Annotated in this window: 22 protein-coding genes; 8 read left to right on the top strand and 14 right to left on the bottom strand. The window is 42.4% G+C overall.

Annotation, left to right across the window (positions count from 1 at the left end):
• Window positions 1–144: 144 nt before the first annotated feature.
• The 6 genes from Q4561_RS17415 (at window position 145) to Q4561_RS17390 (ending at window position 7,047) form a co-directional block, all read left to right on the top strand.
• Window positions 145–1,335, top strand: a complete 1,191-nt coding sequence (locus Q4561_RS17415) for a polysaccharide lyase family 7 protein (RefSeq protein WP_303462431.1) — start codon at window positions 145–147, stop codon at window positions 1,333–1,335.
• 57 nt (window positions 1,336–1,392) lie between these two features.
• A complete protein-coding gene (locus tag Q4561_RS17410; protein ID WP_303462429.1) occupies window positions 1,393–2,412 on the top strand; it encodes a LacI family DNA-binding transcriptional regulator in 1,020 nt (339 codons plus the stop codon).
• A gap of 157 nt (window positions 2,413–2,569) precedes the next feature.
• Complete coding sequence (locus Q4561_RS17405) at window positions 2,570–3,502, top strand: AEC family transporter (protein ID WP_303462427.1); 933 nt, start codon at window positions 2,570–2,572, stop codon at window positions 3,500–3,502.
• A gap of 211 nt (window positions 3,503–3,713) precedes the next feature.
• On the top strand, window positions 3,714–3,929 hold the full coding sequence (locus Q4561_RS17400; RefSeq protein ID WP_303462425.1) for a tellurium resistance protein TerC: 216 nt from the start codon (window positions 3,714–3,716) through the stop codon (window positions 3,927–3,929).
• A gap of 353 nt (window positions 3,930–4,282) precedes the next feature.
• Entirely contained in the window at window positions 4,283–4,795 is a 513-nt protein-coding gene (locus tag Q4561_RS17395) for a (2Fe-2S)-binding protein (protein ID WP_303462423.1), read from the top strand.
• Window positions 4,792–7,047 (top strand): molybdopterin cofactor-binding domain-containing protein, encoded by a 2,256-nt coding sequence (locus Q4561_RS17390; RefSeq protein WP_303462421.1) that lies wholly within the window; start codon window positions 4,792–4,794, stop codon window positions 7,045–7,047. Before Q4561_RS17395 ends, Q4561_RS17390 begins: the two co-directional genes overlap by 4 nt.
• 289 nt (window positions 7,048–7,336) lie before the next feature.
• Here Q4561_RS17390 and ppsA read toward each other — a convergent pair whose 3' ends face one another.
• Entirely contained in the window at window positions 7,337–9,709 is a 2,373-nt protein-coding gene (ppsA, locus tag Q4561_RS17385) for a phosphoenolpyruvate synthase (protein WP_303462420.1), read from the bottom strand.
• Window positions 9,710–9,980: 271 nt separating this feature from the next.
• On the opposite strand from ppsA, the gene Q4561_RS17380 reads away from it, so the two are divergent.
• On the top strand, window positions 9,981–10,793 hold the full coding sequence (locus Q4561_RS17380; RefSeq protein WP_303462418.1) for a pyruvate, water dikinase regulatory protein: 813 nt from the start codon (window positions 9,981–9,983) through the stop codon (window positions 10,791–10,793).
• A 181-nt stretch (window positions 10,794–10,974) separates the two neighbouring features.
• Here Q4561_RS17380 and Q4561_RS17375 read toward each other — a convergent pair whose 3' ends face one another.
• The 13 genes from Q4561_RS17375 to Q4561_RS17315 all read right to left on the bottom strand — a co-directional run bounded on the left by Q4561_RS17375 (window position 10,975) and on the right by Q4561_RS17315 (window position 19,493).
• Window positions 10,975–12,006 carry a DUF2157 domain-containing protein gene (locus tag Q4561_RS17375; protein WP_303462416.1) on the bottom strand — a complete coding sequence of 344 codons (1,032 nt, stop codon included), beginning with the start codon at window positions 12,004–12,006 and terminating at the stop codon, window positions 10,975–10,977.
• 21 nt (window positions 12,007–12,027) lie between these two features.
• Window positions 12,028–12,852, bottom strand: a complete 825-nt coding sequence (gene rhlP, locus Q4561_RS17370; protein WP_303462414.1) for a rhombotarget lipoprotein — start codon at window positions 12,850–12,852, stop codon at window positions 12,028–12,030.
• A 185-nt stretch (window positions 12,853–13,037) separates the two neighbouring features.
• The gene (locus Q4561_RS17365; RefSeq protein WP_303462412.1) at window positions 13,038–13,424 is read right to left on the bottom strand and encodes a tautomerase family protein; all 387 of its coding nucleotides are present in this window, start codon (window positions 13,422–13,424) and stop codon (window positions 13,038–13,040) included.
• A gap of 73 nt (window positions 13,425–13,497) precedes the next feature.
• Window positions 13,498–14,667: an alpha/beta hydrolase-fold protein gene (locus Q4561_RS17360; RefSeq protein ID WP_303462409.1), complete on the bottom strand. Its 1,170-nt coding sequence runs from the start codon at window positions 14,665–14,667 to the stop codon at window positions 13,498–13,500.
• Between the two features lie 72 nt (window positions 14,668–14,739).
• Window positions 14,740–15,360 carry a cold shock and DUF1294 domain-containing protein gene (locus Q4561_RS17355; protein WP_303462407.1) on the bottom strand — a complete coding sequence of 207 codons (621 nt, stop codon included), beginning with the start codon at window positions 15,358–15,360 and terminating at the stop codon, window positions 14,740–14,742.
• A 157-nt stretch (window positions 15,361–15,517) separates the two neighbouring features.
• Window positions 15,518–15,871, bottom strand: coding sequence for a DUF805 domain-containing protein (locus tag Q4561_RS17350; RefSeq protein WP_303462405.1), 354 nt, complete (start codon window positions 15,869–15,871; stop codon window positions 15,518–15,520).
• Window positions 15,872–16,196: 325 nt separating this feature from the next.
• On the bottom strand, window positions 16,197–16,682 hold the full coding sequence (locus tag Q4561_RS17345; protein ID WP_303462404.1) for an RDD family protein: 486 nt from the start codon (window positions 16,680–16,682) through the stop codon (window positions 16,197–16,199).
• 186 nt (window positions 16,683–16,868) lie between these two features.
• On the bottom strand, window positions 16,869–17,384 hold the full coding sequence (locus Q4561_RS17340) for a M23 family metallopeptidase (RefSeq protein ID WP_303462402.1): 516 nt from the start codon (window positions 17,382–17,384) through the stop codon (window positions 16,869–16,871).
• A gap of 325 nt (window positions 17,385–17,709) precedes the next feature.
• Window positions 17,710–17,898 (bottom strand): SEC-C metal-binding domain-containing protein, encoded by a 189-nt coding sequence (locus Q4561_RS17335; RefSeq protein WP_303462401.1) that lies wholly within the window; start codon window positions 17,896–17,898, stop codon window positions 17,710–17,712.
• 116 nt (window positions 17,899–18,014) lie between these two features.
• The gene (locus Q4561_RS17330) at window positions 18,015–18,419 is read right to left on the bottom strand and encodes a hypothetical protein (protein ID WP_303462399.1); all 405 of its coding nucleotides are present in this window, start codon (window positions 18,417–18,419) and stop codon (window positions 18,015–18,017) included.
• A 15-nt stretch (window positions 18,420–18,434) separates the two neighbouring features.
• On the bottom strand, window positions 18,435–18,887 hold the full coding sequence (locus Q4561_RS17325) for a hypothetical protein (RefSeq protein WP_303462397.1): 453 nt from the start codon (window positions 18,885–18,887) through the stop codon (window positions 18,435–18,437).
• A gap of 81 nt (window positions 18,888–18,968) precedes the next feature.
• On the bottom strand, window positions 18,969–19,298 hold the full coding sequence (locus Q4561_RS17320) for a hypothetical protein (RefSeq protein WP_303462395.1): 330 nt from the start codon (window positions 19,296–19,298) through the stop codon (window positions 18,969–18,971).
• Window positions 19,299–19,493, bottom strand: a complete 195-nt coding sequence (locus Q4561_RS17315; protein WP_303462393.1) for a hypothetical protein — start codon at window positions 19,491–19,493, stop codon at window positions 19,299–19,301.
• A 300-nt stretch (window positions 19,494–19,793) separates the two neighbouring features.
• On the opposite strand from Q4561_RS17315, the gene Q4561_RS17310 reads away from it, so the two are divergent.
• Complete coding sequence (locus Q4561_RS17310) at window positions 19,794–21,617, top strand: M2 family metallopeptidase (protein ID WP_303462391.1); 1,824 nt, start codon at window positions 19,794–19,796, stop codon at window positions 21,615–21,617.
• The last annotated feature ends 92 nt before the right edge of the window (window positions 21,618–21,709 follow it).

Below are 21,709 nucleotides of genomic sequence, written 5' to 3'. Positions count from 1 at the left end.
AGTTATAAAAAATAGCCTACTTGCTAGGCTATTTTACCAACGCTATTTGAATCAACGACAACAACCTACTTTCGCCGCAGTGTATGCTGCGGCACATTTTTTCATTACATTTTTCTTTTAACGATGCCCGTTAGGAGCGCATTCATGACTCACGCTAAACCTATTTATTTGGCCGGCTTAGCCGTGCTTTCTGTAATTGCTGCCTGCAGCGATACGCAGAACGATACACAAATCGATGCACAAAACGACACGCAAACATCATCAACCAGCGAAACGACAACATACGTCAATATGGAGACAGCGGACAAGAGCGCGAATGCAGCCGACAAGACAAAGTTGGCAACCAAAGCCCCTGGAGACGTGTTCGACCTTTCTCCTTGGAATATTCTCTTACCGTTAGATAGAGATGGTGACGGCAAAGCCGACAAAATTAACAACAAAGACTTACCTAGTTTCTACGTGGATGAGTTTTTTTACTTAGACGACAAAAACAACATGGTATTTGCCGCGGCCAACAAAGCGTTCACCTCTCCCACCTCAACCAATACCCGTAGCGAACTTCGCCAAGTGTATACCGATGCAAACGGTAATGTGCCCAGTTTAGAAAGCCCTGCGAATTACTTTGCGCTGGCATCAAATCCTGATGCAGATAAATTCGCCGCTATTGGCGCGCGAATGGAAGCCACCCTTAAAGTAGATCATGTTTCTAACAATGCTAAATATCATGACAAACCACCCGCCTATTCTGTTGTAGTTGGCCAAATTCATGCGGGCAAGTTAGACGAACTACGAAACAATGAGTCGGGTTTTGGGTGGGGTAACGAGCCCCTTAAAATTTATTATAAAAAGTTTCCAAACCACGAAACGGGTACCGTATTTTGGAACTATGAACTGAATTTGCCAGAAGATAACCCTAAACGTACCGATATTGCATATCCAGTGTGGGGCGATGGCTGGCATGACAGTAGCGACCCAGGTGACATGGGTATCGCGCTAGGTGAGTCTTTCAGTTATGAGATTAACGTTTACGGCGATACAATGTATTTAACCTTTAGTGCAGATAATCACCCTACGGTTAAACATCAGATTAATTTAGCCAATAATGTTGATGCCAATGGGTTTATAGATAACTATGATGACCCTGTGGCTTACAAGAACGACTGGCTGTTTTTTAAAGCTGGCGCGTATAACCAGTGCAGTACGAAGGATGCCCCCACATTCCGTTACCCTGCTTGCCCAGGTACTGGCGATTGGGAAGTCGATAAAAAAGCTGGTAACTACACTCGTGTATCCTTCTCTCATTTGCAGGTAGGCGATGCTATTGAAGTGAAATAGCTAAGAGCATTTGGTGATTCAAATACTCCATTAAACGCCTTTAGTAAGAGAATAATAATGAAAAAAAGTAAAGTTAGACTGATTGATGTGGCTGAGAAGGCCGGCGTATCTAAAAGTACCGCGTCGCAATTTTTAAACGGCCGCTTCGATTTCATGTCGTTCGACACCCGATTACGGCTACAAAAAGCGGTAGAGGAGCTGAATTACGTTCCTAATAATATCGCCCGCAGCCTGAAAACCAATAAGACCAAAACCCTTGGTGTTATCGTAAGAGACATTTCTAGCTATTACACCAGCCAAACCATTCGTGGCATGGATGATTATTGTAAAAGTCATGGCTATGATTTGTTTATCTATAATTCAGATTTCGAACCCAAAACCGAAAAAAATGCGCTTACCACGCTTTGCCAGTTAAACGTAGACGGCGCCATCATTGCCTCTTGCGGTAATAACGCAAAGCTAATAGAAGACATCTCAAACAACACTATGCCAGTAGTGCAATTTCAGCTAGAACATGACGATTGCGACACGGGCATTGTGGTCGCTGATTACAAACGCGCTTCGTTCGACGCCACTGAATACCTTATCAACTTGGGTCACAAACATATCTGTTTTGTAACTCAAAAATTCGAATCGGTTAAGTCTCGCCAAGAGAAGTACCAAGGGTTTGTAGATGCACATACAAAACATAATATTCCCGTTGATGAAGCCCTGACAATTCATTGGAGTCGGCAAGACGGCTTACATCGCTCTCCTATTGAGATGCTAAAGTCAGACAATCCACCCACCGCTTTTTTTACTCAGCAAATTGCAATAACCATAGATGTATTAAAAGAATTAGAAGCCGCTAGCATTCCTATTCCGCAAGATGTTTCTTTACTTGGATTTGAGGAAATCCCCATGGCTGAGTTTTTTAAAGTGCCAATTACGGTAATTAAGCAGCAGCCTTATGAATTAGGTGGCGAAGCCGCGCGCATGTTGATGAACAAAATTAACAACCCTAAATCGGTGAATACCCGTATGTTAGTGCCCTGCTCTTTGGTAGAGCGTTCATCTTGCGCGGCGCCCAAGGCTTAGGGTTAACGCTTTTAAATCTCTCATTTTGAACAAGGCGGCTTAGCCCATCGCACTGAAAATAGTGAAATTTTATTTTCACGTTGCCGCCGCAATCTCGGTTAAATTTGATACAGTATCGCCCATCTGCCGAACTTAAAGCTTTTATCGATTAACGCCCATGCTTTCATTTATCACCAGTACCCTAGTGCCTGTTTTAATCCTACTTTTAATGGGCTGGGTGTTCTTTCGCATCCGCTGGTTAAATGAAGCCTTTATCGAATCGGGTTCAAAGTTAGTATTCAACGTTGCCCTACCCGCACTACTGTTTCTATCCATTAGCCAGTCAGACTTTTCAAACGCAGCTAACTTTACCCTTATCACTATTGGCATAGGGGGTTCGGTACTAATGTGCGCGGTATTAATGCTATTAGTGCATTTCACGGTAAATCCTCAAAATGCTCGCGGTGTGGTAGTACAAGGTGGCTTTAGGGCCAACATGGGCATTATTGGCTTGGCTTATTGCGCAAACACTTACGGGCAGGAAGGCTTGGCGGCGGCATCGGTTTATATGGGCTGTATTACTATCTTGTACAATGTTATGTCGGTGTTTGTACTTAACTTCTATCAGGTCGGTTTTACGGCGCCTATCAACCAAATTAAGGGCATGGTACGTAACCCCCTTATTATTTCAATTTTGGCAGCATTACCGTTTTCCTATTTTCAATGGTCGTTACCCGAGGTGGCATTAAGAACCGGCGAATACTTTGCCCAGCTTACCCTGCCCTTGGCACTTATTTGTACCGGCGCATCGCTGCAGTTCCGCTCTTTTTCTAGCGACTGGTACAACATTACGTTGGCCACAGTAAGCAAATGTATTGTTTACCCCGCATTACTAGTGGGTATCGCTTATTTTGCCGGTTTCAGAGGCATGGAACTTGGCATAGTACTATTGCTATCTATTGCGCCGACAGCCGCGGCCAGTTATGTGATGGTAAGAAACTTAGGTGGCGATCACCGTTTGGCGGCTAGCATCATTGCGTTAAGCACATTGGTTTCGCTACCTATTACTGCCGTTGGTTTCGGCAGTTTAGCTATGTTAGGCCTTGTTTAAGAGTGATAAGGCTGTGAACTGAAGCTCTCTTACAAGTTACAAGTTCTGAGCAGCAACGCTAATCAATAGTGCCTAGTTGTAGTGCTAGGCAGAGCCTTTGCTCATACAAATTTAATCGCGTTATACACTTGTTTACACTTTTCTGGTTGGCAACTTTTAAGATTTAAACCACAATGCATGTAGTTATTTTCAATTAGTTGGAAAAGTAATCGTGAAAATTGTTCGATTAACTCTGGGTGGCATCCTATTTATTGGCGGCATCATTTTAACCCTATTACCTGGGTCAATTCTGTTAGTTATAGGCGGTTTGGTGTTGCTAAGCTACGACTGGCCTCGTGCACGTGGGTGGCTAAAAATAAGCCAAAACATGATGACATCTAGCGCAAGAAAGTTAGATCGCATTTTGTTAATGCGTAAATTTCGCTGAACCTGTTGATTCCGTTAGTGCTTATAGCTACATGATTTCCTCCACAAGATTACCGCTGCAGTTTAGCTTATTTGTCGCTTCTAACCTTCGCTTCCCAATTCCACTTTATTACTGAGCTTCACCTAACGCTTCATTTTTGCACCTTTAACGCCCCTATTATCGCACTCCGTAAACCATTAATCTGAAGTTTAAGTATAACCTCCGTACACATGGTAACGTTGTAGGCTAAACTCGTTATCGGGTTTGATAAAAACAACGACACTACAAAAAAACATATAAACATTCACTTATTCAAACAGGCAACGTAAGTATTCGACCGACCATCGAACATTTACGACAATGGAGACAAGACCATGATTACGTTTACCGTTAACGGTGAAACACGTGAATTTGCGGGCGATCCTACCACTCCCGTACTTTGGTACTTACGTGACGAATTACATCTAACTGGCCCTAAATTTGGCTGTGGCATGGCACAATGTGGCGCCTGTACAGTACATATTAACGGCGTAGCACAGCGCTCTTGCGTATTGCCTGTTTCTGCCGTTTCAGGCAGCAAAATAACTACCATTGAGGGCTTGAGCAAAGACGGTGAACATCCTGTTCAACAAGCATGGGTTGAACATAAGGTTCCTCAATGCGGTTACTGTCAATGCGGCCAAATGATGCAAGCCGCCAGCTTATTAGCAAGCAACCCTACCCCTAGCGATGACGAAATTGTTCAAGGCATGTCGGGCAATATTTGCCGCTGCGGTACTTACCCTCGTATTCACAAAGCCATAAAGTCAGCAGCAAAAACCATGGCTGGCGTGGAATATTATGTGCCTGATACACTTGCCTCTGAGACAGCGGGAGAAGAAGCATGAGCAAGTATTTTGACTTAACTCGTCGCAGCTTCTTAAAGTCATCGGCTACCGCTGGCGCTCTTGTTTTGGGCACATATTTTATGGGTGCGGCACCTCGCGCTATGGCTGGTGTGTTGGCTAAACCGTCTGAGTCAGCCAAAATGGCTAACTTATTTGTGTCACTTCGACCCGATGGTATTGTTGAAATTACGTGTCACCGCTCTGAAATGGGCCAACAAATTCGTACCGCATTGGCGCAAATTGTGGCTGATGAGATGGAAGCCTCGTGGGACAAAGTCGTGGTTATCCAAGGTAAAGGCGACCCGAAATACGGCGATCAAAATACCGATGGTTCACGCAGTATTCGCTACAACATGCAACGTCTTCGCGAAATGGGCGCCAGTGTTCGCCACCTTATGCAGCAAGCTGCCGCCACCCGATGGAACGTGCCCTTCGATTCTTGTTCAGCAGTACAGCATGTGGTCACCCATAACTCGGGTAAAACGCTCACCTATGCCGAACTGGTAGACGAAGCGTTAAAAATTACCCCACCTGAGCTCGATCGCATTACCTTAAAAGAGCGCAGCGAATGGCGTTATATCAATACCGCTATGGCGCACATCGATTTAAAAGACATTGTTACCGGCAAAGCGACTTTTGCTGCTGATGTACTTGAGCCTAAAGCATTAATAGCCGTGGTAGTTCGCCCGCCTGTTGTTGGCGGAAAGGTGAAAAGCTTCGATGCAAAAGCCGTTAAAGCTATTGATGGTGTAGTAGATGTTGTTGAAATTCCTGCGGCGAAAGGCGCACCACAGTTTCAACCTAAAGGCGGTATTGCCATTATTGCCAATAATACTTGGGCTGCCATAAAAGGCCGCCGCGCCCTTACCGTAAGCTGGGATGATGGTAAAAACGGTGATTATAACTCTGAAGCCTTTAAAACAAGCTTGCTAGAGACAGTATCGAAGCCACAAAAGTCGGTACGCGCGAAAGGTGATGCAGCCAATGTGCTCGCCAATGCAAGTGACAAATTAGTTGCCGATTATTACGTACCACACTTAGCGCAAGCGCCTATGGAGCCACCCTGCGCCACGGCAATGTACTACAAAGACCGTGTGGATGTGTGGGCTGCTACGCAGAACCCGCAGGCCGATATGGAAACCGTGGGTGCCATGATTGGTATGCCAAAAGAGAAAATTAACGTTCACGTCACCATGCTAGGTGGTGGTTTCGGTCGTAAATCGAAACCCGACTTTTCTGCTGAAGCAGCCTACCTTTCAATGAAAACAGGCAAGCCTATTCGCGTGCAATGGACACGTGAAGACGACATTCAGCACGGTTTCTATCATGCTGTATCAGCCCAGCATATTGAAGCTTCTTTAGATGAAAACGGCAGTATTGATGCTTACTTGCACCGTACAGCGTTTTCACCTATTGCGTCTACGTTCCAACAAGATGCTACCGCGCCGTTCAGCTTCGAACTTCGTTTAGGCTTTACTGATAACCCTATCAATACGCCCAATATGAAACTTGAAAGTGGTGAAGCGCCTGCAAAAGCGCGTATAGGGTGGATGCGTTCGGTGTCTAATATCTTCCACGCATTCGCTATTCAGTCTTTCATTGCTGAAGCCGCGCACAAAGCCGGTCGCGATCAAAAAGATTACCTGCTTGAAACTATTGGCCCGGATCGCATTGTTGATGTCACTGAGCAAAATGCCGAGTACGACAACTACGGCGCCGATAAAGACGCTTATCCGCTCGATATTGGTCGCCTACGTAAGGCGATTGAGAAAGTGGCCGACATGAGCGGCTGGGGCCGAGAATTACCAAAAGGCAGAGGTCTTGGTATTGCGGCGCACCGAAGCTTCCTAACTTATGTAGCTACTGTGGTTGAAGTAGAAGTGTCTGATGCAGGCGACCTTAAGATTATCAAATCTTGGGCCAGCATTGATGCAGGTACTGTGGTAAACACCGACACGGTGAAAAACCAAGTACAAGGGGGTTCTATCTTCGGTATTACTGCCGCCATTAGCGACGGTATTACCTTTGATAAAGGCCGTGCTCAGCAAAGTAACTTTCATGACTATCGCGTACCGCGTATGAGTGATGCGCCGATAGAAATTGACGTTGAGATTATCCCAAGCGATGCACCACCAGCGGGTGTGGGTGAGCCTGCAACACCGGTTTATGCTCCTGCCTTGTGTAACGCCATTTTTGCTGCTTGCGGTAAGCGCATACGACAATTACCTATTGGTAACCAGTTAAAAGCTTAAAACGGGCTTAGGCTGGTTCAAGGCTAATAGTTTGGTACGGGCGCGATAAAGCACAAAAAAGACGCAGTAAAAAAGCCGCTTAGATTGAAAAATCTAAGCGGCTTTATAATGTTTAGGTTTTTATAAATAGCGCTTTTGCTAGGTTAGCTAAGTTTGCTTATTGGGCAATTCAAGCTGTATGCATAAACTGCCTGTAAGCTATCTAGCGACGCTAGATGCCCTATTTAATTGCCTTCTACAGTAACCCTCTGTTGTTAATCTTCTTAAGCAAGAATTAACGTATAACAAATTAGCCGTGCTTTTCAGCAAGGTACAACCAGGTTTCAACTACCGTATCTGGGTTAAGCGATACTGAATCGATACCTTCTTCTACCAACCAAGCTGCAAAGTCTTCGTGATCTGATGGGCCTTGACCACAAATACCAACATATTTGCCACGTTTCTTCGCCGCTTGAATAGCCATTGATAACAAGGCTTTCACCGCAGGATCTCGTTCGTCAAACAAGTGAGCAATAACGCCACTGTCGCGGTCTAACCCAAGGGTTAACTGGGTTAAATCGTTCGAACCAATCGAGAAGCCATCGAAAATATCTAAAAACTGATCGGCAAGTAAGGCATTAGATGGTAGTTCACACATCATGATAACGCGCAAACCGTCTTCGCCTTTCTTAAGCCCCTGCTCTTCTAATAGCTCGATAACCTTACGGCCTTCTTCAAGGGTACGTACGAAGGGGATCATGATCTCAACGTTGGTTAAACCCATGTTGTTACGAACCCGCTTAATTGCTTCGCATTCTAAGGCGAAACAGTCGCGGAAATCTTCCGAGATATAACGGCTCGCACCACGGAAACCAAGCATTGGGTTTTCTTCATCCGGCTCGTACTGGTAGCCGCCAACTAAGTTGTAGTATTCGTTAGACTTAAAGTCAGACATACGAACAATGACTTTTTCAGGCGAGAACGCAGCACCAATGGTAGAAATACCCTCAACTAATTTTTCAATGTAGAACTCAGTGGGGGAGTCGTAACCGGCAATCATATCGCTAATTTCTTCTTTAAGCTCAGCAGGCTGGCTGTCGAAGTTAAGTAGCGCTTTAGGATGCACACCAATCATGCGGTTAATAATGAACTCTAAACGGGCAAGACCAACACCTGCGTTCGGCAAACGGGCGAAATCGAATGCGCGGTCTGGGTTACCCACGTTCATCATCACTTTTAATGGTAAATCAGGCATAGAGTCGATACGTGACGTAACAACGTCAAACTCTAATTCTGCACCGTAGATGTAACCTGTATCACCTTCCGCGCAAGACACGGTAATTTTATCGCCGTTCTCGATGCTGTCAGTGGCGTTTCCACACCCTACTACCGCTGGAATACCTAGCTCACGAGCAATGATGGCTGCGTGACATGTACGGCCGCCTCGGTTGGTAACAATGGCAGACGCCTTTTTCATGATAGGTTCCCAATCTGGGTCTGTCATGTCAGTCACTAGCACATCACCGGCTTGAATTTTGTCCATCTCTTCAATAGAGCTAAGTACTTTCGCTACGCCTGCACCAATTTTATGACCAATGGCACGGCCTTCACATACGGTGTTGCTTTGCCCTTTCAGCTGAAAGCGCTCAATGCTTTGCGAGTCTTCACGGCTTCGTACAGTCTCAGGGCGGGCTTGAACAATGTAAAGCTTGCCATCAACGCCATCTTTAGCCCATTCGATATCCATAGGGCGATCGTAGTGCTTTTCGATAATTTGCGCTTGCTTCGCCAGCTCCATCACTTCTTCGTCGTTCAACGAGAACGCTTTGCTTTCTGTGCTGTCGATATCAACGATAGACACTTGCTTGCCGTGTGCTTCATCGTCAGAGTAAATCATTTTAACTAGCTTGCTGCCTAGGTTACGGCGAACAATGGCTGGAAGCCCTTTATCAAGCGTTGGTTTGTGTACGTAAAATTCATCTGGGTTTACCGCACCCTGCACAACCATTTCACCTAAGCCGTATGAACTGGTGATGAATACCACGTCTTCAAAGCCCGACTCAGTGTCGATAGTGAACATAACGCCCGACGAAGAAATATCACTTCGTACCATACGCTGAATACCCGCCGACAATGCTACGCCTTTATGGTCGTAGCCTTGGTGTACACGATAAGAAATAGCACGGTCGTTAAACAACGAGGCGAATACGTGTTTAATAGCCACGAGTACAGACTCATAGCCTTTCACGTTTAGGAAAGTTTCTTGCTGACCGGCAAACGATGCATCGGGCATATCTTCCGCGGTGGCTGATGAACGAACCGCAAAAGATGCTTCATCGCCTGCATCACCCTGTAACTTAACAAACGCTTCTTTAATCGCTTCTTCTAGTTCAGGCTGAAACGGCGTGTCGATGATCCATTGACGAATATCTTTACCTGCTTCGTTAAGCGCAGCAATATCGTCAACATCAAGTGAATCTAATACGTTATGAATTTTTGCTTCTAGGCCGCTTTGCTCTAGAAATTCATTAAAAGCCTCTGCAGTAGTGGCGAAACCTCCCGGTACTTGTACACCGGCGTTAGCTAGGTTAGAAATCATTTCGCCTAAAGATGCATTTTTGCCGCCTACGCGATCTACATCATGCATTCCCAGTTCTTGATACCAAAGTACGAATTCTTTCACTGCCGAAGCCTCCAGCTTATTTTTGAGTAGGGTATAAGCAATGGCGGGCCACATGCCCAACATTGATAAAATACGTGTCGATTGCGTACATCCAAACGCATTTACTGGTTATTAATATTAACTAGCAAAAACCAAAACCTTTTGGCTTTGCGTATAGTCATCATTAATAACCATATAGCTTTTCGACAAAATCATCTTAGAATGGGGGAAATCGGAAAGTAAACTCTTTATTACTTTTGTAATAAAATTACCACAATGTTAAGGAATTGTTGTGCGCACAGCTTTTTATATTTCAGACGGTACCGCCATTACTGCAGAGGTGTTTGGCCACGCCCTGCTGTCTTTGTTCCCTGTTGAATTCAATCACAATACCATTCCTTTTGTTGAAACTGAGGAAGAAGCTAACAAGGTTTTGGATAAAATATCTGAAAGTTTTCAAGACACAGGAGAAAGGCCGCTCGTTTTTTATACAATTGTGAATGTAGATGTTCGCAAGATAATTTCAAAATCAGTTGGTATTAACTACAATTTTCTCGATCAATTCGTGGCTCCCCTCGAAAAAGTGCTTGGGGTACCCTCAAAACCTGAAAAACATCGCACGCATAGTATCCATGAAACCACCTATGATATTCGTATTGAGGCGGTTAACTATGCCTTGGCTAACGATGACGGTTCTAACCTGAAAGATTACGATGAGGCCGACATTATTTTGGTAGGCGTATCTCGCTCTGGTAAAACCCCAACCAGCTTATATCTAGCACTTCAGTTTGGTATTAAAGCGGCAAACTACCCATTCACCGAAGATGATATGGGCGACATGCTAAGATTGCCCACAGCCCTTCGCCGCTATAAAGACAAACTTTTTGGCTTAACGATTCAGCCAGAACGATTACATCAAATTCGCTCTGAGCGTAAAGCCAATAGCCGCTACGCGTCATTACAACAGTGCAGAATGGAATTACGGGAAGTAGAAAATTTGTATCGTAAGGAAAAGATACCGTTTTTAAACAGTACCAAATACTCCATTGAAGAGATCTCTGCGAAAATCTTAGCTGAGACAGGTTTGAAACGTAGAAAGTACTAGTGTGAAAGCAGCACTAACAGTTTGAACCAGTGCTAGCTTTGAAAAACAAAAAAGGGAGAACACGGTTAAGTGTCTCCCTTTTTTATACTCGCGCTCTATTTTTTAGCGTTGAGGCTTTGTGCTTTGTGCTTTGTGCTTTGGCAGAATTTATCAGCCTAAAACCCAGTAAAGCTTGAGCTCGTTATAAATGCTTAGAAGCCAAGAGGTCTTGCAATGGTTTCGGTAGAACTTTACGCGTATTCACGGTGATCGCCGCTTCGTGCTTTTGCCATTGTACGCCAAGGAAAATCACAAAGAATCCTAATGCCGTCAACACAATAGGAAACAACCAACTGTCTGCAAATACATTAAACGCCAAATAGCCAACATACCCAGAACAACCTAAAGCCCCAAACACCACAAATACGCGGCGCACTATCAGCACACCAATAAATATCATTATTAAATTAATTAAAAAGTAGAAAAATTTGTCGAGTTCATTGTCGGAATTTTGCAAAGACAGGCCACACCAAAAGGAAATAACGCCAAAAAGGTATATCCAAAAGGAATAGTCGGCTTTGTTAGTAGCGCGAATATCTACCCAAAACGCCAAGGCTATCATAAGCAGACCGGTATACATGGAAACGAGCTTTCTTAGCTCCCAGCTGTAGTCACCGTCAGACAACATAACCGAGACATCCATGCTTAAATACCAAAGCGTAACCGCAATAGGCATGACTAAGAACGGATATTTATACTTCCAGGCCACCACAACGCCCACCGCTAATGTACCAAGCTCCATGTACAGCCAATGCCACTCTATGTACCTATGGTAGTCCTGATAGGCGCTGTTGTCGGGCCATACTCCTAAAGCATGTTGTAACCCATAAACCGCCAACGGGGTTAATGCAACCACAAAGGTAGCGCACAAACCAGCGGGAACAAATAGGTTTTTAGCCCCAAATACGTTAGTTAATTTGAGGCCAATAGCGGCATACAACAGACAGATAAATACTATGCCTATACCACCGAACGACACCCAGCCTAAATTCATAAACAACGTCATTGCGCCAATGGCAATCAAACCACCTAGGTAATACAGCACATGAGTGAAGTCGAACTTGGCGGTGGTACTGGTTTGTTCATTTAAAAACGCAATCAATTGCTCTTTTTGAGCAGAAGAAAGTATATTAGCGCTTACTGCATCTTCTAGGTTTTGCTTAGTGACGATCAATCTGCACTCCTTGGCATCGATTTACCGTACCGTTATTTTTCTAAATAACACAAGGCATAGTAAAATTAAGCAATAAAAGTTAAGTGAGCCGCCGCTGTAGCCTTCTCTGTGTTCGACTTTTGCAATCTTTTCTTCTTTCACTCTCGTTTTAAATCGAGCTAGTTCAGCATCGAGATTGGTAGACATGTCTTGAACCGCAATACCAAACCCCTCTAATGACTTTTCAGTTAGCGTGTCGTCAATGCCAATAGCCGTTGTACGCTCTTCAAGCTTACTTACCCCAGGTGCCCTAAACAGTAACTTCTTACTCTTGATATCAAAAACGGCGGTATCAACAAAAGTTTGCACTGTATTTTCGTTACCAGGAATGACGTACATTCCCACTATGGTCCAATAAAGTAACGCTGCATTATTTTCAAGTGACTGGGTGACTTGGTCGTAGGAGACTAACGCCATTACATCAACGTCATATAACCGCCCTACTTGTTCTAACGTAGCAAACCCTTCCCCGCCAGTTAGGTACTCACTGGGAATGATTTCAATACGGTCGATATAATCGTATTTAAGGAATGATTGTTTAACATTTTCGAGAAGTTCAACTTGATCCTTACCGTGAAGGCCATCTCGTTGCCAATTGCTTGATGGCACAAACGCTAGCCCCACCTTTACCGGCAATTGCAGGACTGGAATTTCAGGCACGTGCTTTACTCGACTTTCTTCATTGGGGTAAAGAAATGACATCAAGCTACTAGACTGAGCTTGCTTGCCCGTATTGTTACTTACAAAGGAACTACATGATGCTAGAAGCGTTACCCCTAACATGATTATTAATATTCTTATTTTCATCGACAATCCTTTATGTATTACTCATACCATGTTATAAGCTAATCGCTGCCTATCGTGTACTTCATCAACACTACTGCTTCAAATTACCCAGTATTGCAACTAAATACAATACGGACGCGAACTCACCTAGTGTAGATTTAGTTGTAAGCTCAGTTGTAGGTATAAATGTATGTGATACCCCAAACTTACACATCAACGTTGTATTTTAAATCTGACGCCTCATCACCGGTAATACCTCGAAAACCCCATTGGTACTTTTCTTGTTCTTTAATGGTTATTTCAATATCGATAGGGTTAATACCTAAAACAAATTCTATTTCTTTGAAAAGCGCTTTAATCAGTGCTTTTTGGGTTTCAGGTTTGCGACCCTTCATCATGTTAATTTCGATAACGGTATAGCAATCTGTTCTACCGCTAGGATAGAAAAAGTCCTCTTTGGCGAGGGGAATAAAACGGTGGGCCCGTTTATCCTCTGGCATACCTAAAACAGATTGCATACAACCATGTATCACTTCAGACAGCTGGCTTTTTATTGGGTTTAGGTGGGTATTAATCCCATAAATAACGATCACAAGTTCTTCCTTTATAAATTCAGCCCAAAGGATGTAAAAGAGGGCATAAAAAGAAACAAAACTTAAACAGTTGTTAAAGGTTCTTACCTTGAATCTTTTTCACTAAATTTGCATGACGGGTTTTATAAGCCCCGCTCTCCACATTCTCAGCAATACTTTTCTGTATAGCGAGGGCTCGCATTGCTAACGCTTTTTGTAGATTCCCGCTGGCTTCAAACCCATCCGCTAAGCTATCGTACGCATCCGCTTTGTAAGGATAGCTTTCAACATTGCTTTGAAATATCGCAATAGCCGTTGAATAGTCTTTTTCAGATAACGCTTTGTATCCCACACTGTTGATAGCGCGATAACTGGGCTTAACTTCATAGCCGTACATTTCAGACTGCGCTTTATAAAACTGTTTAATTGCTGGTATCCCTCCGCTTATGACTTCTTTGGGTGGCTGCAGCGACTTATATAGATTCTGATAAGCTAACGAATGCCCTGCAAGCGCGGTGGTATTGTGACCTTCTGACGTATCTAAATCTGAGTGGTAGCTAAAACCTTTTCGTTTGTGCGTGTTTAGCAATTCGGTGTAGCGCTGGTAAGAAGTTAGCATGTTGCCGCCTTCGCTACCCATATTGATATACAGGTAATTATTCAATTCAGCAGTATTTGAAAAGAAGGTTTCAGCGCCTTCAAACAACACTTGATCGTGCCACCATAAGCTGGGACTAAAGGCAAAATGCGCCTGAAAAAGATGGGGCCTAGACTGCAATGCATATATTGATAACAAGCCACCTAAAGAATGACCGGAAATGATTTTGTAGTTGTTGGTGCGATAGTTTTCATTAATGTAAGGCACGAGTTCTTTTTCGATAAAATCAAGAAAGTTATCAGCGTCACCTGATAACCCCCACTCGTTATATTTTTCATCGTAAGTTGGAGTGAAGTCTCTTGAACGATGGGTATTGGCTATGGCGACAATAATCATCTCCTGCGCCATATTTGATTGGTTAAGTAAGTCTAACGTGCCTACCGCGTGGCTAAAGTTACGCTGGCCATCAAGCAAATAAAGAACGGGGTAATGTAGGTTACTGGAGGTATTAAAGCTATTGGGTAGATGAATGAACAACTCACGTTCTTCATCAAGAATTTTAGAATATATACTTTTGTGCTCGGCCTCTCCTCTCACTTTTGAATACGAGTAGGACGGGGCCAAAACAACTAAAAAGACAACTATCGTGGTTATACGTTTGAGCACGGCATATTCCTTTATTTTTTCTTTTTGTTTTTTATGTATAACCGTAGCTACGATACTGACCTATACATTTGCTTAATTGAATCTTATAAAAACGGTATTGATAAACTGCTTTCCTTGCTGGGTAAAAAGCCAAATAAATGCTGACAAATTTACCGCTACTGTTACCCAAAACACTTGTTTAAAGGCAATCTTAACAGACTTATGCCTTAATTTTCTTTGGGCAAGATACGCTCCCGGCCAACCACCCAATAAGCTTAAGAAATGTAGTCGGCTTTCGGGTACCCGACGTCTATTGTTTCGAGCCGCCGATTTATCAAAAGCGTAAGTCAAAAAAGTGATGAAGCTAACGGTAGCATAGAGATATGAAATTTCTAACGGCAGTAATTGCAGATAAACCGCAGTTATTAAAATAATGCAGAATGTAATGGTGAAGAAAACGCCAAGTACACTTGGGCTGGTTGAACTTTTCGGTTTTACTTTGCGATCAATAACAAGTTGAATATTGCTCGCTTTAAACTTGTTTTGGCTTTCTTGAACTTGTCTATAAACAATTAAATCACCGTTGCACGGCCTTCTTGAGTACTTCTGAAACGACTTTATATGTACAAATGCACGATCTCCCCCACCATTTGGCTCAACAAAACCGTATCCCTTACTATCGTTCCAATTAATCAATCGTCCTTGATATTTCATTTTTTCATCCTTGTTGAGGGGCTACGAACGCCCTACTTTCAATGAATATGAATCTATATTACTGAAACCTAAACCTTTCCTAGGTACGGGTTATAAATTAGCAGAAGTACCAATTTGGCTACTCCTACTAATTTTAGAACTTCACTAAATTAACGTGTTAGCCAATTAGCTCTTTTGGGTTTGGCCCGTATTCGTTCGACCCTTCATTACCATCTAGTACCATGAATACAAGAAGAATAAGTGCGCCAATAAGAGGAAGGAATACAAGTAATAACCACCAACCGCTGCGTCCAGTGTCGTGAAGTCTTCTTACACTCACTGCGATGCTAGGAATTAACACAGCCAAACTGTAAAGCATTCCTATAACACCTGGCCCGCCCAATAAACCTTCAACAAAACCTAGCACGAAAGAAATAATCATATTGAATAGAAAAAACATCCAATACTCTTGTCGTCTTGCACGGCCACTAAAAACCGCATATTTCCTAAATACTTCCAAATACCAATTCATTTATATTCCTTTTTAGCCCCCTCTGATTTAATGCTAAGCGGTAATTGGGGAAATACCGCTTAATAGCTCCCACTTAATCACCCAAGATTGTTAAATATCGCGTTTTTATTTTAATGTGCAAATACAAACTTGACCGGTCCGTTGCAACGCAAAAAAGAGCGCTTGAACAACAAGATACATAAATCTAAATTAAAACAACCGTGTACAAAATACCAGTCTTTTAAGTTTAAAAGACTGGTATTTCACAGGTTAACGCTTTGGGGCTTTGCTAATATGCGAAGCTAAGGAGGTGTGTAAGGGTAGAAAGGCGAAAGCGTGGAATAAGTTAGTTTTCAGAAAAATTTACCGGCTCTACGCCTTTGTTTATTGGTTTTATCACGACTGTACCCGCCATTTTGTCGTGCCACCCTTGCTTTTTGGCATCCCACATCACCCAAAAGAAGCCTAAACCTAGCGGCAATATAGAAACGTAATAGCCAAGGTAGCGGATTATTGACTGCTGCGGTGTTGGTGTACTACCTGATTTTGCATCAACGACCTTTACCTTCAGTGCCATTTTACCTGGTGTGGCCGACTTATAGATCCAGAATAATATTGTAGCCACTAACGGAAAAATATAACTGATAATGAAATCAGGAATTCCTGCAATATATGCCTCACTTTCCCAATAAGTTCTACCGTAAATTAAATACAAGATTGGCGATGTGATAGCCACTAAAAGTATTGAATCAATTATCGACGCGCCAAATCTGACCCAAAAGCCCGCATATTCTTGTTGAGTAGTTGAATCGAGGGTATCAGTGCTATTCATTTACGTTTTCCATATAAAAATCCCCATTTACTGCATGTTGATGAGTTTATCGATAGCTGTAAGTACACAGTAACTAAAGATAAAACCTAAACAAGCCATTATTTAAACTATAGGTATAATTAAAGACTAAGAATATGTATTTCGGTTCCGTTAAATACCTTGAAAAATAGCCTAACCATCTGCTTTCTAGGGGGTATCCGAAGTTAAATAGATAATTGGGTTTAGATAATAGGCTTTTTTAGATCCCTGCGTTGACTCATCTGCCAACCAAAAATATGGAATAATGGAAACAATACTATAGTGAAGGTGTGGCGCTTTACCTTTGGCATTTCCCGTTGAACCTACGGTTCCAATTTTCGAACCACTAGAAAGCAGCGACAGACCATTTATATCTATCGACTCGAGATGCGCGTAATAATGCAGTCGCCACTTAGGGCCTAAAGCAAGCACTATGTTGCCACCTTTAGGTTTTTGCCCTTGGTAAAGAATGACTTGATTGGTTGACGCTATAACCGAAGTGCCCTTTTGGGCAAATATATCGATACCTTTATGAACACCTGATGTGCCCCAAGGCTCATACCAAAAGGTTTCTTTATTCCAATCGGCTGAACTGGCGTTCTCAACGGGAATAAGCCGAGGCTCAGGGATAATAAAGCCAAGGAGTAAAATTGTGAATAAAGCCAATGAAATCCATTTAATCATCTTTATCTTATCCCTTCTAATGCCTTCAATTCACTATTTAAGCACTAACGTCATCATTTTGATTACGGCAATTAAAGCAAAAAGCACTGCTAGCCTTTTGGGCAACACTGGACTCTTACTTTTTAGCCAAATAATACCAGGAGAACATTTCGATGCTTTGAAATAGCCATTAATATACAGAGTCCCAAATATGCATATCACTACAACTATAACGGTATTTAAAGGTTCTGGAAGCATGGGTTCCCCTTAAAGTTCAACCTAGACTTGAGCTTCCATTTACTCATCGCTGCAATTTAGGTTCTGCTAACAGTCCAAAAATGATGAGTTAGTTTTTACCGCAGCACTTTTTGAATTTAACTTCACTACCGCAGTGACACGGATCGTTACGGCCAATCTTGGGCGCTGAGCGAGTTATTGGGCTTTTAGGAGGGCAGCAACTCGTATTGGTACAACCTGTGCTAGATTCTTTACCGGTACTTGCCGCCTGATTATGTGTATGAGTATTGTCAGTCATCACTATTCTTATCTTGAATGCTAGAAAGTTCGAATATTATCAAATTTCCAAAAAATATGCGTGAAGTTTGAATTTGTACTACCTAGCTTGTTAGCAGCATACTTGAATCCATTCACTTACAGGGCAGTAACACTTAACACTTGAGCCACTACGTGAGGCATGCTTTCGTTAAAACCTTGGTTTTCGACACTTTTTATAACAAAAGTTACTTTGCAGGAGACATCGTACTTATCTTTAATTGAATCTAGGATGTGCGATTCAAACTGCCATTTTGCTATTTGGTACTTAGTCTCTTCATCTAGCCTTATATAAGCATCGCGAAAAATTAAATGTTTCTCACTGGCGTGTTTAAGTACTAGTTCAACGCTATATTCTTCGCCTATTAGCGTAGCGTTACTGTCCTGAGCAATCAGCGCATTATAAATAGGTAGCAATTCCTTATTCATTTTATAATCAGGGTTTATCGCTAACGCCACATTGCTTAGTAAGGTAAGCACCATAATGGCTATAAATTTTGTCAAAGTGACCTCGTGTTTTTAATTTTCAAATCGTAGAACTTGCACAGATAAAAATGGCTTTGATACCTCACTACCGTATTGATAAGTGACTAATAGTTCCAAATTATTGCTTAAACCGTTCACTTCCAATGCGGTATAGCTTGCACTTTTTTTGAGATATGAAAAACGATTGTTCTGTAAAGTATCATTGGTTAGGCACGCTTCTAAGTGATCTACATTTATATGCATAAATTCTTTTGAGCTGTTTTTTACTAACCACGAGCAAAGTTGCTTTTCAGATGCCTGCTGATGATGATTACAGGTAATACGCATATCGCTCCAATCGCTTTCTAGCCTAAAACTAACCGGATTATGAATCGTCGCTGATTCAGCGAAAAACATAAATTTATCGCAAAATGTTTCGCCAGCATGACTTTTGCCGACAATAAATGAAAAAACGACAATAAGTGAAAGGTGTAATTTCGTATTCATAAAATATAGCCCATCGATAACGCACCTTGGTATAAGCATTGGAAGACGAGGCTTACAAACGAAGTGTTTATCCGTGAAGTCTTACACGTCATTACCCACTGCCGTGTAAGAGAACACTAATTTACAGTTGATATGCTTGAGCATCTTGTTGACCGAGGAAGGTACGTCAATAATGTCAGAATCTTTACCACTAAACACCGATATAAAAATATCACAATCTGCAATAAGTATTTGCTGGCGCTCGAAGAAAATCATTAAAGGGTCGAAGATATCTTCGGTAAGGGGGATCGTTCCAACGTAACAGCCTTTGCTTTCAACATACTTGAAAGATGAATTTGGAACTTCTCTTTCTAATGTGTGAGCTTGCAATTTATTGAGCTTTAGCAACCTAAAGCTAACATCAAAATTCATTTAAATTCCTGAGGTTGCCATTTTATACAGAAAATAAAAGAAGCCAGTGAAAAGTAAAATACTCACCACAACAATCGCTGTGAGCGCCTTTGACTTTAACATTGAATCAATTAAACCAATCTCTGTTTGCATTCTAACGAGATCTAAGCCATTCACAGACTCTTCAAGTCTTGGCTTATTTTTGTATTTATCCATAAAATTCTCTTTTACACAAATATGTGCACACGAAGCAAGGTATTCTGTGAATTCAATATATATTTAATACTTACCTTATAATATCTAAAGAGTTCTTTCATTAAATGCTCTTTCATTTACTGTTTGTTCATAAAATACCTATTTATTGAAATAAACATTGTCTGAACCGGCTTCTCATAAACCACATATTATTTTAAGTATTAATTTTGTTTTACAAAACCAGCTAGCCACTACAAAATATAGACGTGTTATTTGAGTACTTTCCCACTATATAAAAACAACAACGACAAGAGCAAAATTATGTTTTCAACTAAACGCACTATTGTCGCGGCGTTGGTTAGCTTTACGCTAATCGGCTGCGGTGAAGCTACCACTAAAACTGAAACAGCGCCTGCGGCACCGACTGCAAAAGAAGCGCAAGAATTCCTCAAAAATGCGCAAAACGACATCAGTAAAATGCAGGTGCCAGCTGCACATGCCGAGTGGAGTTACGCCACAAACATCAATTTCGATACCGCCGCGGTAAGCGCGTATTTTAATGAAGTACTGTCCACTAAGGTGGCGGTATTGGCCAAAGAAGCCGCTAAATTTAACGATGTTGAAGTAAGCGCAGATACCCGTCGCCAACTGGATTTACTTAAAAATAGTCTCACCATGCCTCCGCCGTCAGATCCTGCGAAAGCTGAGCAGCTTGCTAAAATAGGCTCTGAGCTAAGTGCTATGTATGGCTCTGGTCAATACTGCATGGAAGATGGTACTTGTAAAAGCTTGGTAGAAATGAGCAGTGAAATGGCGACGGTTCGCGATGCTGATACATTATTAGAGTACTGGAAAGGCTGGCGCGAAGTGTCTGTGCCAATGAAGCCGCTTTACGAACAACAAGTTAGTTTAGCTAACGAAGGAGCTGCTGAATTAGGCTTTGAAAACGTTAGTGAGCTATGGCGTGGTAAATACGACATGCCAGCCGATGACTTTCCTAAAGAGCTTGATAGATTGTGGGGTCAAGTTGCTCCTTTCTACGAATCTCTTCATTGTCACGTTCGTGCTAAGTTAGGTGAATATTACGGTGAAGAATTGGTTCCTCAAGACCAACCTATCCCTGCTCATTTACTCGGTAACATGTGGGCGCAAACATGGGGTAATGTTTACGATATTGTAAAACCTGAACAAGAAATGACGGTACCTGATGTAACATCTTCGCTTATTGCCCAAGGTTACGATGAGATTAAAATGGTGAAGCAGGCAGAGTCATTCTTTTCATCTTTAGGCTTTGCACCACTTCCTGATACATTTTGGGAGCGCTCTATGTTTCAAAAACCTGAAGGCAGAGACGCACAGTGCCATGCTTCAGCTTGGGATCTAGACGATAAAGACGATTTGCGTATAAAAATGTGCATACAAAAAACAGGGGAAGAGTTTAACGTTATTCACCATGAACTGGGTCATAACTATTATCAGCGAGCCTATAAAGACCAACCTTTATTATACCGAGGTTCAGCGAACGACGGCTTCCACGAAGCCATTGGCGACACTATTGCCTTGTCTATCACCCCTAAGTACCTTAAAGAAATTGGTTTAATTGACGACATTCCTGACGCGTCTAACGACATTGGTATGTTGATGCAAGTAGCACTGGATAAAATTGCCTTTATTCCGTTTGGTCTTATGGTCGATCAGTGGCGTTGGAAAGTGATGGCCGGTGAAGTTTCTCCAGAACAGTACAACACCCTTTGGTGGGAACTAAGAGAAAAATATCAAGGTGTAAAAGCACCAATAGACAGACCTGCCGATGCTTTCGATCCTGGTGCTAAATATCATGTACCCGCGAACGTACCTTACACCCGTTATTTCTTAGCGCATATTTTGCAGTTCCAGTTCCATAAAGCACTGTGTGATATAGCCGGTGATGAAGGCCCGCTTAATCGCTGCACTATTTATAACAGTGAAGAAGCCGGTAAAGCATTAAATGCCATGCTTGAAATGGGCGTCAGCCAACCATGGCAAAATGCCTTAGAAACGTTAACAGGCTCGCCTGAAATGGATGCCAGTACCATTGCAGACTATTTTGCGCCGCTAAAGGAATGGTTAGACCAGCAAAATGCTACACGTCAGTGTGGTTGGTAATTAAAGCCAACTAAATGATTTAATAGTAGAACCTCGTTAAACGAGGTTCTCTTTTTTCTACACCAACATTTTAGCTCAGTTAAATTACTACT

Source organism: Alteromonas sp. 1_MG-2023, from assembly GCF_030547075.1.
Classification (GTDB): domain Bacteria; phylum Pseudomonadota; class Gammaproteobacteria; order Enterobacterales; family Alteromonadaceae; genus Alteromonas.
The sequence above is the reverse complement of the archived record's forward strand: the minus strand, read 5'-3'. Positions and strand labels throughout refer to the sequence as shown.

Coding starts and splice junctions, on each gene's coding strand:
- Q4561_RS17415 (WP_303462431.1), top strand. CDS start 145: ATGACTCACGCTAAACCTATTTATTTGGCCGGCTTAGCCGTGCTTTCT.
- Q4561_RS17410 (WP_303462429.1), top strand. CDS start 1,393: ATGAAAAAAAGTAAAGTTAGACTGATTGATGTGGCTGAGAAGGCCGGC.
- Q4561_RS17405 (WP_303462427.1), top strand. CDS start 2,570: ATGCTTTCATTTATCACCAGTACCCTAGTGCCTGTTTTAATCCTACTT.
- Q4561_RS17395 (WP_303462423.1), top strand. CDS start 4,283: ATGATTACGTTTACCGTTAACGGTGAAACACGTGAATTTGCGGGCGAT.
- Q4561_RS17390 (WP_303462421.1), top strand. CDS start 4,792: ATGAGCAAGTATTTTGACTTAACTCGTCGCAGCTTCTTAAAGTCATCG.
- rhlP (WP_303462414.1), bottom strand. CDS start 12,852: ATGAAAATAAGAATATTAATAATCATGTTAGGGGTAACGCTTCTAGCA.
- Q4561_RS17355 (WP_303462407.1), bottom strand. CDS start 15,360: ATGAAATATCAAGGACGATTGATTAATTGGAACGATAGTAAGGGATAC.
- Q4561_RS17350 (WP_303462405.1), bottom strand. CDS start 15,871: ATGAATTGGTATTTGGAAGTATTTAGGAAATATGCGGTTTTTAGTGGC.
- Q4561_RS17345 (WP_303462404.1), bottom strand. CDS start 16,682: ATGAATAGCACTGATACCCTCGATTCAACTACTCAACAAGAATATGCG.
- Q4561_RS17340 (WP_303462402.1), bottom strand. CDS start 17,384: ATGATTAAATGGATTTCATTGGCTTTATTCACAATTTTACTCCTTGGC.
- Q4561_RS17335 (WP_303462401.1), bottom strand. CDS start 17,898: ATGACTGACAATACTCATACACATAATCAGGCGGCAAGTACCGGTAAA.
- Q4561_RS17325 (WP_303462397.1), bottom strand. CDS start 18,887: ATGAATACGAAATTACACCTTTCACTTATTGTCGTTTTTTCATTTATT.
- Q4561_RS17320 (WP_303462395.1), bottom strand. CDS start 19,298: ATGAATTTTGATGTTAGCTTTAGGTTGCTAAAGCTCAATAAATTGCAA.
- Q4561_RS17315 (WP_303462393.1), bottom strand. CDS start 19,493: ATGGATAAATACAAAAATAAGCCAAGACTTGAAGAGTCTGTGAATGGC.
- Q4561_RS17310 (WP_303462391.1), top strand. CDS start 19,794: ATGTTTTCAACTAAACGCACTATTGTCGCGGCGTTGGTTAGCTTTACG.